The sequence below is a fragment of the Cupriavidus sp. WKF15 genome (assembly GCF_029278605.1).
In the GTDB taxonomy this organism is placed as follows: Bacteria; Pseudomonadota; Gammaproteobacteria; order Burkholderiales; family Burkholderiaceae; genus Cupriavidus.
Genome location: NZ_CP119572.1, coordinates 3,490,515 through 3,503,450, shown reverse-complemented (window position 1 = coordinate 3,503,450; position 12,936 = coordinate 3,490,515). Strand labels below are relative to the sequence as shown.

Genomic DNA, 12,936 nt, shown 5'->3' with positions numbered 1-12,936 from the left:
GTTCAGTTGCCGCGCCCGGAAGCCGGCGCAGCCGTCCCGGCGAGCGCACCGTTGCTGCCTTGCTGTGTCAGCGGCTGCGGCACGGGTTGCTGGGACTGCGGCGCGGATTGCGGCACGGATTGCGGCAAAGGCATCGGGCCGGGAACCGCGCCGGAGCCGCGCGGGTCGACAAACGGCGTGGTCGGCGCCTCCGCGGGCGGCAGCACCGGCGTATTTTCGTCGCGCACCATGATGTTAGGCGAGACGAAGCCGGTCTGCTGGTTGCGCATGTAGTCGTAGCGGTCCGCCGTCAGGCGGTCGACGGCGCCGGCCGTGCGCATCACATACGGACGCAGGAACACCAGCAGGTTGGTCTTGGAGCGGTTCTTGTTCTCGTAGCGGAACAGGCCGCCGATCCACGGGATATCGCCGAGCACCGGCACCTTTTGCACGCCGTCGCCATAGGAATCCTCGATCAGGCCGCCCAGCACGATGATCTGGCCGTCGTCGACGAGCACATTGGTCTCGATCGAACGCACATTGGTGGTCGGGCCCTGGACCTGCGTCAGCGTACCCGGCACCACCGACGACGATTCCTGGAAGATCTGCATCTTGACCAGGCCGCCGTCGGTGATCTGCGGCCGCACGCGCAGCGTGATGCCGACGTCCTTGCGGTCGAAGGTCTGGAACGGGGTGACCGAGGCGGCACCGCCGGTCTGCGCATAGGAGCCGGTCGTGATCGGGATGTTCTGGCCGATCAGGATCTTCGCTTCCTCGTTCTCGAGCGTGATCAGGTTCGGCGTCGACAGCAGGTTCACGCTGCCGTTGCTGCCCAGCGCGCGCAGCAGCGCGCCCAGGCCCAGCGCCTTGTTGACGACGCCGAGGTTCAGGCCGCCGATGTCGGGCACCAGTTGCGTCGCCGCTGCAATGCCGGCGGCATGGTTGGCGTTGTAGGCCGCGCCGGCCAGGGTCAGGTTGATGATGTTCTTGCCGCCGGTGCCAAAGTTGGTGCCAGCGAAAAAGTTGTTGTTGCCGCTGTCCGACCGGATCAGCCCCTGCCACTGAATGCCGAGTTCGCTGGCTTGCGTGGAAGTGACCTCCACGATCATCGACTCGATGTAGACCTGCGCGCGGCGCGCGTCGAGATCCTCGATCACGCCGCGCAGGTTGCGGTAGACCGGTTCGCTGGCCGTGATGATCAGCGAATTGGTGGAGGGATCGGCCTGGATGATGCCGCCCGTGGTCGGCTGGGTGTTCGGGTTGAACGATGCCGCGAACGCTGAATTGCCATAGGCGCCGCCCGAGCCGGAGCCGCTGGTGCCGCCGGAGCGCATGCCGGTCTGGCTCGCCGTGGTGCCGCCGGTGAACTGGCCGCCGGCAGGCGTGGAAACGTTGGTCAGGCCGCCCGCGCCCGCCGCACCGGCTGCGCCGGGCTGCGTGCTGGAAGCAAAGCTGCCGTCCGCGGCGACGATGGCGCGCAGCGTGGCGGCCAGCTTGACCGCATCGGCGTTCTTGAGCGGCACGACCCAGATATTGCCGGGGCGCGCATAGGGCTGGTCGAGCTTGTCGATCAGCTGGCGCGCCTGCTGCAGCCGCGCGCGGCTGGACGCGCGGATCATCAGCGAGTTGCTGCGCGGCTCGGCCACCACGGTCGTGCGCAGGCTGCTGTCGACGCCCGCGCCACCGCCGCCTGCGCCGCTCGCGGCCGCCGCCGGATCGAGCAGCTTCTGCAGCACCAGCGCCGTGTCGCTGGCGATGGCATTCCTCAGCGGTACCAGTTCGACTTCGCCCGAAGCCGGCGCGTCGATGGCGGCGATGATGCGGCCCAGGCGGCGCAGGTTCTCGGCATAGTCCGTGATCACCAGCGTGTTGTTGGCCGGGTAGGCGGTGATGGTGTTGTTGGGCGCGATCATCGGCCGCAGCACCGGCACCAGGTTGTTGGCCGACTCGTAGTTCAGGCGGAACACCTGCGTCACCACCTGGTCGCCGCGCCCGCCGCCACCGCCAACCACGATCGGCGAGCCTTGCAGCTTGGCGTCCGCTTCGGGGACGACCTTGGTGAAGCCGTTGCTTTCCACCATGGCATAGCCCTGCATGCGCAGGACCGATCCCAGCGTTTCAAGGGCTTGTGCGCGCGACACCGGCTGCTCGGTCACCAGGTTGACCGTGCCCTTCACGCGCGGATCGATCACGAAATTCTTGCCGGTAGCCTGGCCCACGGCCTTGACCACGGATTCAAGGTCGGCGTTGACGAAGTTCAGCACCACCTGGTCGCGGTTGCGCGGCGTGATGTCCGGCGGCGCGCCGGGACCGGCGGGCTGTTGCGCCCACAGCGGCGTGGGCGCCAGCAGCGAAAGCCCGCACAGCAGGGCCACGGCGCGGGCACTGGCGGTCTGGAGGAAGGGTCGGGTGGCTTCGGTTTTCATGTTGGGTTCCGGTCGGCTCCTGGCGCTGCCTGGCTTCAGAAGCGCAGCCTTGTCACATTGTTCTCTCGTCGTCCCAGCAGGCTCAGCAGGCTGTTCAGCTGGGTGGCGGCGTCGGGCTCGGCCTGGGCCGTGCCTTCAAAGCGCGCCTGCCGGCCCAGCGTGCCGCTGCCATCGAGATGCAGGGGCCCGGCGATGGTGCTCAGCGCGAGCTTGCCGTCGGCGCCGTTCCAGTCGATCTCGGCACGGTAGCTGCCCAGCGGACGCAGGCGGCTTACCGCCGACGACACCTGTTCGATGCGCAGCGTGATATGCCCGTAAAGCAGCCCGCCCGCGAACTTGCCTTGCAGCGCGGACCAGTCCACGCGCATCAGGCCGTCCGGGCGCAGCGTGTTGAACGGCGCGCCCACGCCCTCCAGCAGCGCCGCGGGGAGGCGCATGGCACCCGCCTGCGCGGTCCAGCCGCGCGGCGTGACGGTCAGTCCGACCGGCGTCGGCATCGACTCGGTGTGCGTCAGCATCACGCGCGCGGAGCCGGTCAGCAGCGGCCAGAAGGCCAGCGACCATTGCAGGCGGCCGGGCAGCACGGTCGCGGTCTGGCTGCCCGCGCCGGCCGACATCGCCAGCGTGGCGCTGCCATGCCAGAGCGAGCCCGACGCGTCGGCGAGCAGCACGCGGCGCTGCGTGCGGGCTGCTACCGTGTCGGCAATCCAGGCGGCCGGCAGCATCGCCAGCATGGTGATGCCGGCGGTGGCCAGGCCAAGCAGCAGCCAGCCCGCGCGCCGCCAGCCCGCCGGGCGGCGCAGCTTGCGTCGGGGCAGCCGCAGCGACTCCAGGCGTACCATCAGCTGCGGCCGCCCGGACCCTGCAGGGTCGCGCTGACATTGACCAGCGCGGTGGCGCCGACGTAGACGATGCGTGCGTCCGTGACCTTCAGGCGCTGCTGCTGGCGCACGTCCTGCAGCCATCCCGCCACCGCGCCGAAGGGCGCCTTGTCGAGCTGCACCTGAACGCTGTTGTCGGCGCCGGCCGCCAGCCGCGTGGCCTTGAGGCCGTATTTGCCGAGGCTGTCCTGCAAGGCCTGCGTGAGGGCATCGCCGCGCAGCGCGGGGGCCGGGCTCGCGTTCAGGCCGCGCGCCTCCTGCGCCAGGGTTTCCATTTCCGCGAGATCGGCGCGCATCGCCGGCAGGCTGCGCGACAGTCGCGCGCGGCCGTCCGCAGCGGGCTCCCACAAGACGCTGTAGATGAGCACCAAGCCCAATACCGCGGCGCCACCCGCAAGGATGGCCTGCTCGCGCGGGTTGCGCGCCGACCAGAAGGCGTCGAACTGGTCGCGCCAGGCTTGCGGCACGCGCGGCTTGACGCGCGCAAGCCAGGCGGGAGCCGCGCGGCGCCCCGGTGTCGCGGAGGCCGGTTGGGTCTGGGGGCGGAGGTTGTCTTTGCTCGGGCTCATGGTTCGGTTCACAGGCCTGGCTTGATGACCCAGCGCGAGCCGGCCGGACCGGCGGGGCGCGTGTCCTCGGCGGTCTTGTCTTCTTCCATTTGCAGGCCGGCCTGGCGCACGGCGCCGCGCAACGCGGCGGTATCGGTGCCGGGCTTGAGCGTGGCCACCAGCGTGCGGCCGCGGTATTCGAGCGCCAGCAGGCCGTCTGGCGGAAGCTGGCGGGCCGCCTGGCCAAAACGGTCGGCCAGCGGCAGGAAATCGTCCGGCGTACTGCGCCCGCTGGCCAGGCGAAGCTGTTCCACCTGGCGGCGCATCTGCAGCGGGGCGTCGAGCACGGTCTGGATCTGCGGGAAGGCGTTGTGCAGCGTCTGCAGCTGCGCGGCTTCGAGCCGCTGCTGTTCGTGGCGCAGCATCAGCCAGTGTACGTTCATGCCGAGCAGCTGGACCAGCACGATGCCGGCGGCCAGCGCCAGCGGCAGGCGCCAGGCCAGCAGGTTCCAGCGGTCCGCGCGGCCCTGGGCGAACTCGAACTGTGCAAGGTCCAGCCCGGTTTCCTGCAGGCAGCCCTGCGCGCCGGCGATCCACAGGCGCCAGTCGGCGGCGCGGGCCTGGCGCAGCGCGGGCACCGGCGCGCTGGCCACGGCGCTGGCATCGCCATGCCAGTCGCCTTCGGGCGCCAAGGCCTGCCATGCGGCGAGTGCATCATTGCCGAGCAGCAGGCCATAGCCTTCATGGGGGCCGGTGCGTACCGTGAGCTGCCACTGGCCGCCGCCAGCTGCGATTGGCGGGGCCAGCGTCGGTTCGACCATGCCTTCGGCCTGGGCCAGGGACGCGGCCGCGGCTTCGACGACCAGCGTGGCCGGCTGCGCCGCGGCGCTATCGTCATCCCCGGCTTCCGGCGCAGCCGCCAGCGGCAGGCACATCTGCGCCGGCAGGATATGGCGGCGGCGATGGCGGTGTTCGCCAAAGGCATCGAGCACGGCGCGCAGCCAGGCCCGGTCGGCCACCATCAGCAGGCGGCGGCGCGGGCCGCGCGCAGGCCGTGCGGCGTCGCCGTCCAGCACCGGGCCCACGCCGACGTGGCACGGCTGCGCGTCCGTGGCCAGCGCATCTTCCACCAGGTTGGGCAGTGCCAGCTTGAGACGCGCCGGCGGCAGCGGTGGCACGGTCGCTGTGGTGAGCAGTACGTCACTGGCGGCAAGGATGAGCACCAGTCGCTCCGCGGCGGGCAGCGCGGCAATCTGGGCGTGGCCTTCGCGCAACACTTCCGGCGCCTGCGAGGCGTCCGTGCGCCGCGCGGCCGGCATGGACGGGTCGCGTACCAGGGCGAACGGCAGGGCGCCAAAATGCCACGGTTGCGGCTGGTCGTGCGGCCGGTGCGGCAAGCGAACGTACAGGGTGGTGCTCAAGATTTCCTAATGTTGACGTCAGTGAGGCTGTGCTTGGGGACTGCCGGGGCAGCGGCGGGGATGCCCCGGGCGCGGATGTGCCGGGTGGCGGAAACGGAAAGGCAGGGGCGCCGCTCGGCATGGCGCCACGGTTGCGGCAGCGCCGCAGCATACCTTGCCTGTGTGACTAATCCGCGTCAATAGCATTCTCCCCGGTGTCTCGGCCTGCAACGTCGCGTACCCGAACGCGTGCAAATCGGCAGATGCGTCATCGCAGATCGGGCATGCGGTCGGTGTCGTGGATCCATAGCACGCGCGTGGTGTTGGCGTTGCCCAGCACCTCGCCACGGTACACCAGCGACACCTGAAGCCGGCTGGCGCGCTCGTGGCGCACCAGGCCGTAGATCAGGAAATAGTGCGTGCGCACGTCCAGCATGGCGGACAGGTTGCCGGTGTCGGCCTGCGGCGCCACGCCGGTCAGCTTGGTCTGGAGGTCGCCGACATTATTGAAGTACGCGCGGTCGCGCTCGCGGACCAACTCGCGCGCACGGTCGAGCGCCAGGTTGTTGATGACGGCCGACAGCACTTCCGGGTCGGCCGTATTGGCGTTGACCAGCGTGCGTTCGGGCAGCACCGTGATGAACGGCTCCAGCGTAGCAACCATCGCTGGCGTATAGCCCGGGATCGCCAGCAGGCTCTGGGCGCTGTCGGCCGGCCGGGGCGCGGGCTGGCCGTCGGCGCCGCCCTGGGCGGCACGCAGCAGGAAGCGGCCCGTGGTCTCGGCCAGCGACGGGTTCAGGCCTACCGTCTGCAGCAGGCGGCGGTAGGCCGCCAGCGCGGCCGGGTCGACCGTGGCGGCGCGGCCCTGGGTCGGCGTGGCGGTCCACAGCACCAGGTTGGTCAGGTTCAAGCGTGCCTGGGCGTCCAGGATGCGGCCGGACAGGAACGAGGTCTCGCCCGACTGGTCGGTGCGCAGCGCCGCGCCAAGGAAGTCCGACAGCCGGGTCTCGGCGATAGGCACGGCCCAGGGCTCGCCAAGCTCGTCGATGCTGGTGCGGCGCTGGTCGTCGCGCAGGATCAGCCGGGCCCAGTCCACGGCCGCGCGCTCGATCCACGTGGCCTGCGCCAGCAGGCGCTGGTTCTCGATCGAGCGGATCTGCACCTGCTGGCGCCACAGCATGCCGGACACCACCACCACGGCAAGCGTGACCATCAGCAGCGCCGTGACCACGGCGGCACCGCGAGCGCGGCGGCGGGGCAGGGGCAGGGGCAGGGAGGGAGAGGGTCGGCGCATGATCACAGGCCCGTCATGCAGATCTTGAGGAAGTCGCGCGGCGTGTCGCCGTCGCCCGTGCGCGCCCGCACGGACAGCTCCACGGCGCGGACGACGGCGCCGGTCGGTGCCGTCGCCGCCGTCGCCGCCACGGCGCTGGCTGGATTGAACAGCGCGCCGCGGATGCGGCCGTTGTCGGCCAGCCATCCCTGCGGATCGATCCATACGCGCGCGCCCAGGCTGTCCACATCGGACAGCACGCGGCGCGCCTGCACGTTGTCTTGCCGGCCGGCCTGGCGCAGCCCCAGCAGCGCGGACTGCACGGCGGCGCGGCTGTCGACGGGCGGGGCAGCCAGGCGTACCAGCGCGTTGCCGTCGAGCCGGTAGCTGAGCACCTGCCACATCGGCGGCTGGTTCTCTTCGCGGCGGTCGCGCACCATCAGCACCTGGCCGGCCCCGACTTCCACCGGGCTGGCCTGCAGCAGGTCCGCGTTGGCCAGGTGCTCGCAGTCGGACTGGAACTGGCCGTAGAGCACCTTGAGTGCGTCGAGCCGGGCATCGTGGTCGGTCAGCCGTTCGCGGCTGCGCGTCATGCTGTCCAGCGCGCGCCAGCCGATCACGGCCATGACCGCCAGCAGCGTGATGGCCACCAGCATCTCGAGCAGCGTGAAGCCGCGCGGCGCCGCCTGGCGGCGCTCAGAGCAGGTTGCGCGTTTCATTGGGGATGATGGTGACCAGCCACGCCAGGCGCACCGAGCGGTCGGCGGCTGACGGATAGACCGCGATCTCGACGCGCCGGAACACGGGGTTGGGCGTGCCGGAGACGCTTTGCTCGCAATAGAGCGGCGTGCCGCCCTGCGGGCAGGCATAGCCGCTGACGCCTGGCTCGGGCCAGGTCTTGGACAGGCGCAGCGTGGCCAGGTGGTTCTCGGCGCTGAATTCGGCCAGCATGCGCGATTGCAGCGCGGCACTGGCATCGATCATGCTGCCCATGGCGCGCATGGCCGCCGTCAGCGCGACGGCCAGGATGGTCAGCGCCACCAGCACCTCGATCAGCGTGAAGCCGCGCGCAGGGCGGCGCAAGGAGGCGACGGCGGGCGCGCTCATGGCGTGCTGGCGAAGTAACGGCCGCCGCCGTCGCCGACGACATCGACGCGGATGTCGCCGCGCACCAGTACCAGCCGCTGCGGGCCGTCGATCAGCTCGCGACCGAAGACGAGGCGCGGCGGGCCGCCCGTGCCGGCGTTGCGGCCGCCTTCGGCGATGATCACCTGGTCCGGCGCAAGGCGCCACTGACCCGGCGCGAACACGTCGGTGCGCATCGGGACCCAGCCGTTGGGGGTGGATTCGAGAAAGCGCCAGCCCCTGATGCTGCCTTCCCAGGCGATCGGGCGGGCGCCGAGCTGGGCCTCTTCCTGCGCCAGCTCGAACAGGCGCGCGATGCGCTGGCCGTCGTCCAGCAGGCGCCCGCGCTCATTGGGCGAAGCATTGATGGCCACCAGCGAAATGACGATGCCGGCGATCACCATGACCACCAGCAGTTCGAGCAGGGTGAAGCCCCGTGGCCGGCAGGCGGCGGCGCGGCGGCACGGGGCCGGTTTCATGCTGCGGGCGCGGCGTTATTCCCAGTTGCCGATGTCGGCGTCATTGCCGCTGCCGCCGGCCTGGCCGTCGGCACCGAAGCTGAAGACGTCGATCTCGCCGCGCACGCCGGGGTTCAGGTACTGGTACGGGTGGCCCCACGGATCCTTGGGCAGCTTCTCCAGGTAGCCGCCGCCCTTCCAGTTATTGGGCACGGGCTCGGTGGTCGGCTTGGCCACCAGCGCGGCCAGGCCTTGCTCGGTGGTGGGGTAGCGGCTGTTGTCGAGCCGGTAGAGCTTGAGCGCCTGCATGATCGACGAGATATCCTGGCGTGCCGCCACGATGCGGGCTTCGTCAGGGCGGCTCATGATCTTGGGCACCACCAGCGCCGCCAGCACCCCCAGGATGACGATCACCACCATGATTTCGATCAGGGTGAAGCCGCGGCTGCCGTTGGTGTGGCGCGATCTCATGAAGCGGGTATTGGCGGTAAGCGGTGAAAATCTGCGCATCGTGTCTGAGCCTCTTGCTGGATGGCGGGGCGGGCCGCTAGCCGCGCGCCCGGCGTTCGGCAGCCAGTATAACCGCCACCCCATGACTGTTTTTTGTGGCGTGGGATTCTCGCACGCAGGTGTGCGATCCATGTCACGGTATCCTGCACTGCAACAATAATCTTGCATTTGAAATGCTGCTTATCTAAGATGTCGCCACGATGCAACTGACCCGTTTCTCCGACTACGCACTGCGGCTGCTGATGTACGTCGCACGCGCCGACGGCAGCCGGCCCATCACCATTGCCGAGGTGGGGCAGCAGTTCGAGATTTCGCACCACCACCTGGTGAAGGTGGCCGCGCGTCTGTCGAAACTGGGCTGGCTCACGGCTACGCGCGGTCGCCACGGTGGACTGGAACTGGGCCCGCAGGCCTGCCAGCTGACCATCGGCACGATCCTGCGCGAGCTGGAAGGGCACAAGCCGGTCATTGACTGTGACAATCCGCCGTGTGCCCTGAGCGGCAGTTGCCGGCTGCGTCGGGCGCTGGACGAGGCAGAGCAGGCGTTCTACCGCACGCTTGACACCGTCACCCTGGCGGATGTGACCGGCAGCCAGACCGCCGAGTCGATCATCCGGCTGCATCGTGATTTTATGAGCCGGCGCACGGCCTGAACGGCACCTCCTGAGCGGTTCGTTCAGACGCCCCGTGCGCCGGCTTTGTTGTGAGTGAAAACATGCATTTTGTTTGCATGAATTAAAACGGAGCCTTACCTGATGTTGTCTGCCGCTTCCCGCCCCTACATCGATGCCAGCGTTCCGGTGCTGCGCGAACATGGTCTCGCCATCACCACCCATTTCTACCGCGAGATGTTCGCGGCCCGGCCCGAACTGACCCAGCTCTTCAATATGGGCAACCAGGCCAACGGCTCGCAGCAGCAGTCGCTTGCATCCGCGGTGTTCGCATACGCCGCCAACATCGACAACGCCAGCGCGCTCGCGCCGGTGGTCGAGCGCATCGTGCACAAGCATGCGGCCGTGGGCCTGACGCCCGCGCACTATCCGATTGTCGGAAAGCACCTGCTGGGCGCAATTTCCGCCGTGCTGGGCGAAGCCGCCACGCCTGACCTGCTTGCTGCCTGGGACGAAGCTTACTGGCTGCTCGCCGGCGAACTGATCGCCGCCGAAGCGCGCCTGTACCAGAGCACCGGCCTGGCCGCGGGCGAGCGCATCGCCGTGCGCGTAGAGCGCCGCGAAGTGCAGAGCGACAACGTGGTCGCGCTGACGCTGTCGGCCATCGACGGCAAGCCGCTGGGCGATTTCCGCCCGGGCCAGTACATCAGCGTCGAAGTCGCGCTCGAGGATGGCAATCGCCAGCAGCGCCAGTATTCGCTGTCCGCAGAGCGCGGTCTGCCGACGTGGCGGATTTCCGTCAAGCGCGAGGACGGCGACCATGCCACGCCGGCCGGCGCCGTCTCCAACTGGCTGCACGCCAACGCCCAGCCCGGCACCGAACTGGCCGTGAGCGCGCCGTTCGGCGACTTTGCGCCGCGCCTGGACGGCCAGCGCCCGCTGGTGCTGCTGTCGGCCGGCATCGGCATCACGCCGATGCTGTCGGTGCTGCGCACGCTGGCCCTGCAGGGTTCCAGGCGTGAAATCCTGTTCGCCCATGCCGCGCGCGACGGCCGCCACCATGCGCACCGCGCCGACGTGGCCTGGGCCAAGGAGCGCCTGCCGCAGCTGCGTACCCATGTCAGCTACGAGCAGCCGCAAGCCGCCGACGTGGACGGCCGCGACTACGACCATGCGGGCACCATGCCGGTCGCCGAGCTGCTCGCCTCGCCCGAGAACAGCCTGTTCATCGATGGCGATTTCCACCTGTGCGGCCCGCTCGGCTTCATGCAGGCGCAACGGCATGCGCTGATCAGCGCCGGCGTGCCGGTCGGGCATATCCATCGCGAAGTGTTTGGCCCGGATCTGCTGGACGACCTGCTGTAAGCCGTCGCAGACACGGTCATGGGCCTCTGGTACGCTTGATGCGTTCCTGTCGAGCGTACCGTCCATTCCGTGCAACTCTCCTTCCGGCCCGTTTTCCGTCCCGATGCTGCCGCCTGGCTGCCGCGCGCGGCCAGCCTGGTTCTCTTCGTCGCGCTATGCGCCCTGGCGACGCACTGGGTGCTGACCTTCAGCGCCATGCGGACCATCCCCGTACCGCAAGCCGCCCGCGTGGCGCAGACCGAGGCGATAGAGACCGGCGCCGTGGCCACGCTGTTCGGCGGCTCCGCCCAGGGTGGCGTGCGTGACGTCCAGCTGGTCGGGGTCGTGGCGGATGTGGCCGACGGCGCGGGCGCCGCGATCGTGTCGCTCGACGGCGGCCCGCCCAAGGCTGTGCGGGCCGGTACGGCACTGTCGCAGCAGATTCGCCTGGTCGAGATCCACGGCCGTTCCGTGGTGATCGAGCGCAATGGCGTGCGCCAGGAGATTGCGTTGCCGGTGCAGGCCGGCGCAGAGCGCTCCGGTCCGGCACCGCTGGCAACGCCGCCTTCCGGTGCGGCCGCTCCGCTCGCCACACCGATGACGCCGCCAGCGCCCGCGGTGAGCCAGCCGCCTGCCCCATCGTCGCCGGCTCCACAGCCGATACAGCCCGCCTCGCCGGCGCCGCCGGTCAACATGCAGCCGCAACCGCAGAACGTCGATCCCCACCAGCTTCAGTCTGCCGTGGCGCCGCACGCACCAATGGCCGAGCCGCTTGTGCCCAAGAACTGAATCCGGGCGCGCGGGCCGCCATGGCTCGCCAATATTCGTCCTGGCTTGCGATCGCTTACGACCGGACGGCCTTTCTGTGAGGCGCGTAACATCGTATTAAAAGCGCCAACTTCCCTGCATCGTCCGCATTCTAATCCGTACATGCCCACGTGATGAAAAGGAGCAAGACATGCAAGGCAATTCCAAGTCGCAGATCCTCAAGCACTTCCTGGCCGCGTCCGCCGCGTTCCTCGTCGCAGGCGGCGCCTTTGCCCAGGCCGCAGCAACCGCGCCGGCGCCCGCGCCCGTACCGGGCCAGCGCGGTGCCATGCACCACCACATGGAGCACGGTGGCGGCATGTGGATGAAGTCGGTCGACACCGACGGCGACGGCACGATTTCCAAGGCCGAGGCCGACGCGCTGTTCAACCGCATCGACACCAATCACGACGGCAAGCTCGACCAGAACGAACTAACGGCCTACCGCAAGTCCATGATGGAGCAACGCCGTGCCGAAATGCAGAAGGAGTTCGAGGCGAAGTTCAAGGCCGCCGACAAGAACAATGACGGCGCGCTGACCAGGGACGAAGTCAAGACAGGCATGCCGCGCCTGGCGGAGCGTTTCGATCAACTCGACGCCAACCATGACGGCAAGCTGACTCTCGACGAAATCAAGGCAGGCATGCAGAAGATGCACGAGGAGCGCATGCAGCGCATGCCGCGCGGACCGGGGGCGCCGTCGGCGCCTTCCAGCAGCGGCGGCTGATCCGCGTGAGCGCGCCCCACACCGGGGCGACGCCTGATATCGCGCGACCTTTACGGGTCGCGCTTTTTTTTGCATTTCGGGTCTTCTAGTGCTCCAAATCCTGGCATTGGTGCCGGATAAGCGCAGAACGACCGTAGAATGCCCGCTGCCCGTGCAACCGGCTTGGCACCCTCCTTGCCTTCCCTTGGTCAGTTTGTCGCGGCACGATCTTGCCCGTCCATTCCTTCGCCAGAGTGATGGATACGGCCACAAAGCGGATGAGATGCCACAAAAAATTGCGTAGTTGTGCACAACTTGCTAAATTTGCGCAAAAAAATTGCCAATAAACATACTGCGGAGCAACGAAATCGTGAGCAAGGTGGAGTTGGACAAGATCGACCGGAAGATCCTTGAGGTGCTGCAGACCAACGGCCGGTTGACCAACCTGGAGGTGGCCGAGCGCGTGAACCTGTCGCCGAGCCCATGCCTGCGGCGCATCCGCCGGCTGGAGGAGATTGGCGTGATCCGCCAGTATGCGGCGTTGCTGGAACCCGGCAAGATCGGCCTGGGCCTGCTGGCCTATATCAACGTCCGGCTGGAAAAGCATGGTGGCGCGCCCAAGGGCAAGGCGCCGCTGGACCTGTTCCGCGCTTCCATTTCCACGTGGCCGGAGGTGGCGGCATGCCATGCCATGACCGGCGAAATGGACCTGCTGCTCAAGGTCTACGTGGAAGACATGGAGCACTTCGCGCGCTTCATGCAGGAGCAGTTGCTTGCCCACCCGTCCGTCATCGACGTCCGTTCCAGCTTTGCGCTGGAAAGCATCAAGGACACCACGGCATTGCCGGTTGCCGGCGGCTGAGCTGCC

Annotated in this window: 14 protein-coding genes; 5 read left to right on the top strand and 9 right to left on the bottom strand. The window is 68.8% G+C overall.

What is annotated here, in order from left to right:
- Positions 1 to 2: 2 nt before the first annotated feature.
- The 9 genes from gspD to gspG form a co-directional block, all read right to left on the bottom strand.
- On the bottom strand, positions 3 to 2,405 hold the full coding sequence (gene gspD / locus CupriaWKF_RS16315; RefSeq protein WP_276098830.1) for a type II secretion system secretin GspD: 2,403 nt from the start codon (positions 2,403 to 2,405) through the stop codon (positions 3 to 5).
- Positions 2,406 to 2,440: 35 nt separating this feature from the next.
- Positions 2,441 to 3,247: a type II secretion system protein N gene (locus tag CupriaWKF_RS16310; protein ID WP_276098829.1), complete on the bottom strand. Its 807-nt coding sequence runs from the start codon at positions 3,245 to 3,247 to the stop codon at positions 2,441 to 2,443.
- Complete coding sequence (locus CupriaWKF_RS16305; RefSeq protein ID WP_276098828.1) at positions 3,247 to 3,855, bottom strand: type II secretion system protein M; 609 nt, start codon at positions 3,853 to 3,855, stop codon at positions 3,247 to 3,249. Before CupriaWKF_RS16305 ends, CupriaWKF_RS16310 begins: the two co-directional genes overlap by 1 nt.
- A gap of 8 nt (positions 3,856 to 3,863) precedes the next feature.
- Positions 3,864 to 5,255, bottom strand: a complete 1,392-nt coding sequence (gene gspL, locus CupriaWKF_RS16300) for a type II secretion system protein GspL (RefSeq protein ID WP_276098827.1) — start codon at positions 5,253 to 5,255, stop codon at positions 3,864 to 3,866.
- A 247-nt stretch (positions 5,256 to 5,502) separates the two neighbouring features.
- Positions 5,503 to 6,528 (bottom strand): type II secretion system minor pseudopilin GspK, encoded by a 1,026-nt coding sequence (gene gspK / locus CupriaWKF_RS16295; protein WP_276098826.1) that lies wholly within the window; start codon positions 6,526 to 6,528, stop codon positions 5,503 to 5,505.
- A gap of 2 nt (positions 6,529 to 6,530) precedes the next feature.
- A complete protein-coding gene (locus tag CupriaWKF_RS16290; RefSeq protein ID WP_276098825.1) occupies positions 6,531 to 7,226 on the bottom strand; it encodes a prepilin-type N-terminal cleavage/methylation domain-containing protein in 696 nt (231 codons plus the stop codon).
- Complete coding sequence (gene gspI / locus CupriaWKF_RS16285) at positions 7,204 to 7,614, bottom strand: type II secretion system minor pseudopilin GspI (protein ID WP_276098824.1); 411 nt, start codon at positions 7,612 to 7,614, stop codon at positions 7,204 to 7,206. Before gspI ends, CupriaWKF_RS16290 begins: the two co-directional genes overlap by 23 nt.
- The gene (locus tag CupriaWKF_RS16280) at positions 7,611 to 8,111 is read right to left on the bottom strand and encodes a GspH/FimT family pseudopilin (protein WP_276098823.1); all 501 of its coding nucleotides are present in this window, start codon (positions 8,109 to 8,111) and stop codon (positions 7,611 to 7,613) included. The genes gspI and CupriaWKF_RS16280 overlap by 4 nt, the downstream gene beginning before the upstream one ends.
- A gap of 15 nt (positions 8,112 to 8,126) precedes the next feature.
- On the bottom strand, positions 8,127 to 8,561 hold the full coding sequence (gene gspG, locus CupriaWKF_RS16275) for a type II secretion system major pseudopilin GspG (protein WP_276100845.1): 435 nt from the start codon (positions 8,559 to 8,561) through the stop codon (positions 8,127 to 8,129).
- A 239-nt stretch (positions 8,562 to 8,800) separates the two neighbouring features.
- Between gspG and CupriaWKF_RS16270 the strand changes: the two genes are divergently transcribed.
- The 5 genes from CupriaWKF_RS16270 (at position 8,801) to CupriaWKF_RS16250 (ending at position 12,930) form a co-directional block, all read left to right on the top strand.
- On the top strand, positions 8,801 to 9,253 hold the full coding sequence (locus tag CupriaWKF_RS16270; protein ID WP_276098822.1) for an Rrf2 family transcriptional regulator: 453 nt from the start codon (positions 8,801 to 8,803) through the stop codon (positions 9,251 to 9,253).
- Between the two features lie 102 nt (positions 9,254 to 9,355).
- Entirely contained in the window at positions 9,356 to 10,576 is a 1,221-nt protein-coding gene (locus CupriaWKF_RS16265) for a globin domain-containing protein (RefSeq protein ID WP_276098821.1), read from the top strand.
- A 69-nt stretch (positions 10,577 to 10,645) separates the two neighbouring features.
- On the top strand, positions 10,646 to 11,344 hold the full coding sequence (locus tag CupriaWKF_RS16260; RefSeq protein ID WP_276098820.1) for a type II secretion system protein N: 699 nt from the start codon (positions 10,646 to 10,648) through the stop codon (positions 11,342 to 11,344).
- A 169-nt stretch (positions 11,345 to 11,513) separates the two neighbouring features.
- Positions 11,514 to 12,089 carry an EF-hand domain-containing protein gene (locus CupriaWKF_RS16255; RefSeq protein ID WP_276098819.1) on the top strand — a complete coding sequence of 192 codons (576 nt, stop codon included), beginning with the start codon at positions 11,514 to 11,516 and terminating at the stop codon, positions 12,087 to 12,089.
- A 349-nt stretch (positions 12,090 to 12,438) separates the two neighbouring features.
- Positions 12,439 to 12,930: an Lrp/AsnC family transcriptional regulator gene (locus tag CupriaWKF_RS16250; protein WP_211946200.1), complete on the top strand. Its 492-nt coding sequence runs from the start codon at positions 12,439 to 12,441 to the stop codon at positions 12,928 to 12,930.
- Positions 12,931 to 12,936: the final 6 nt, after the last annotated feature.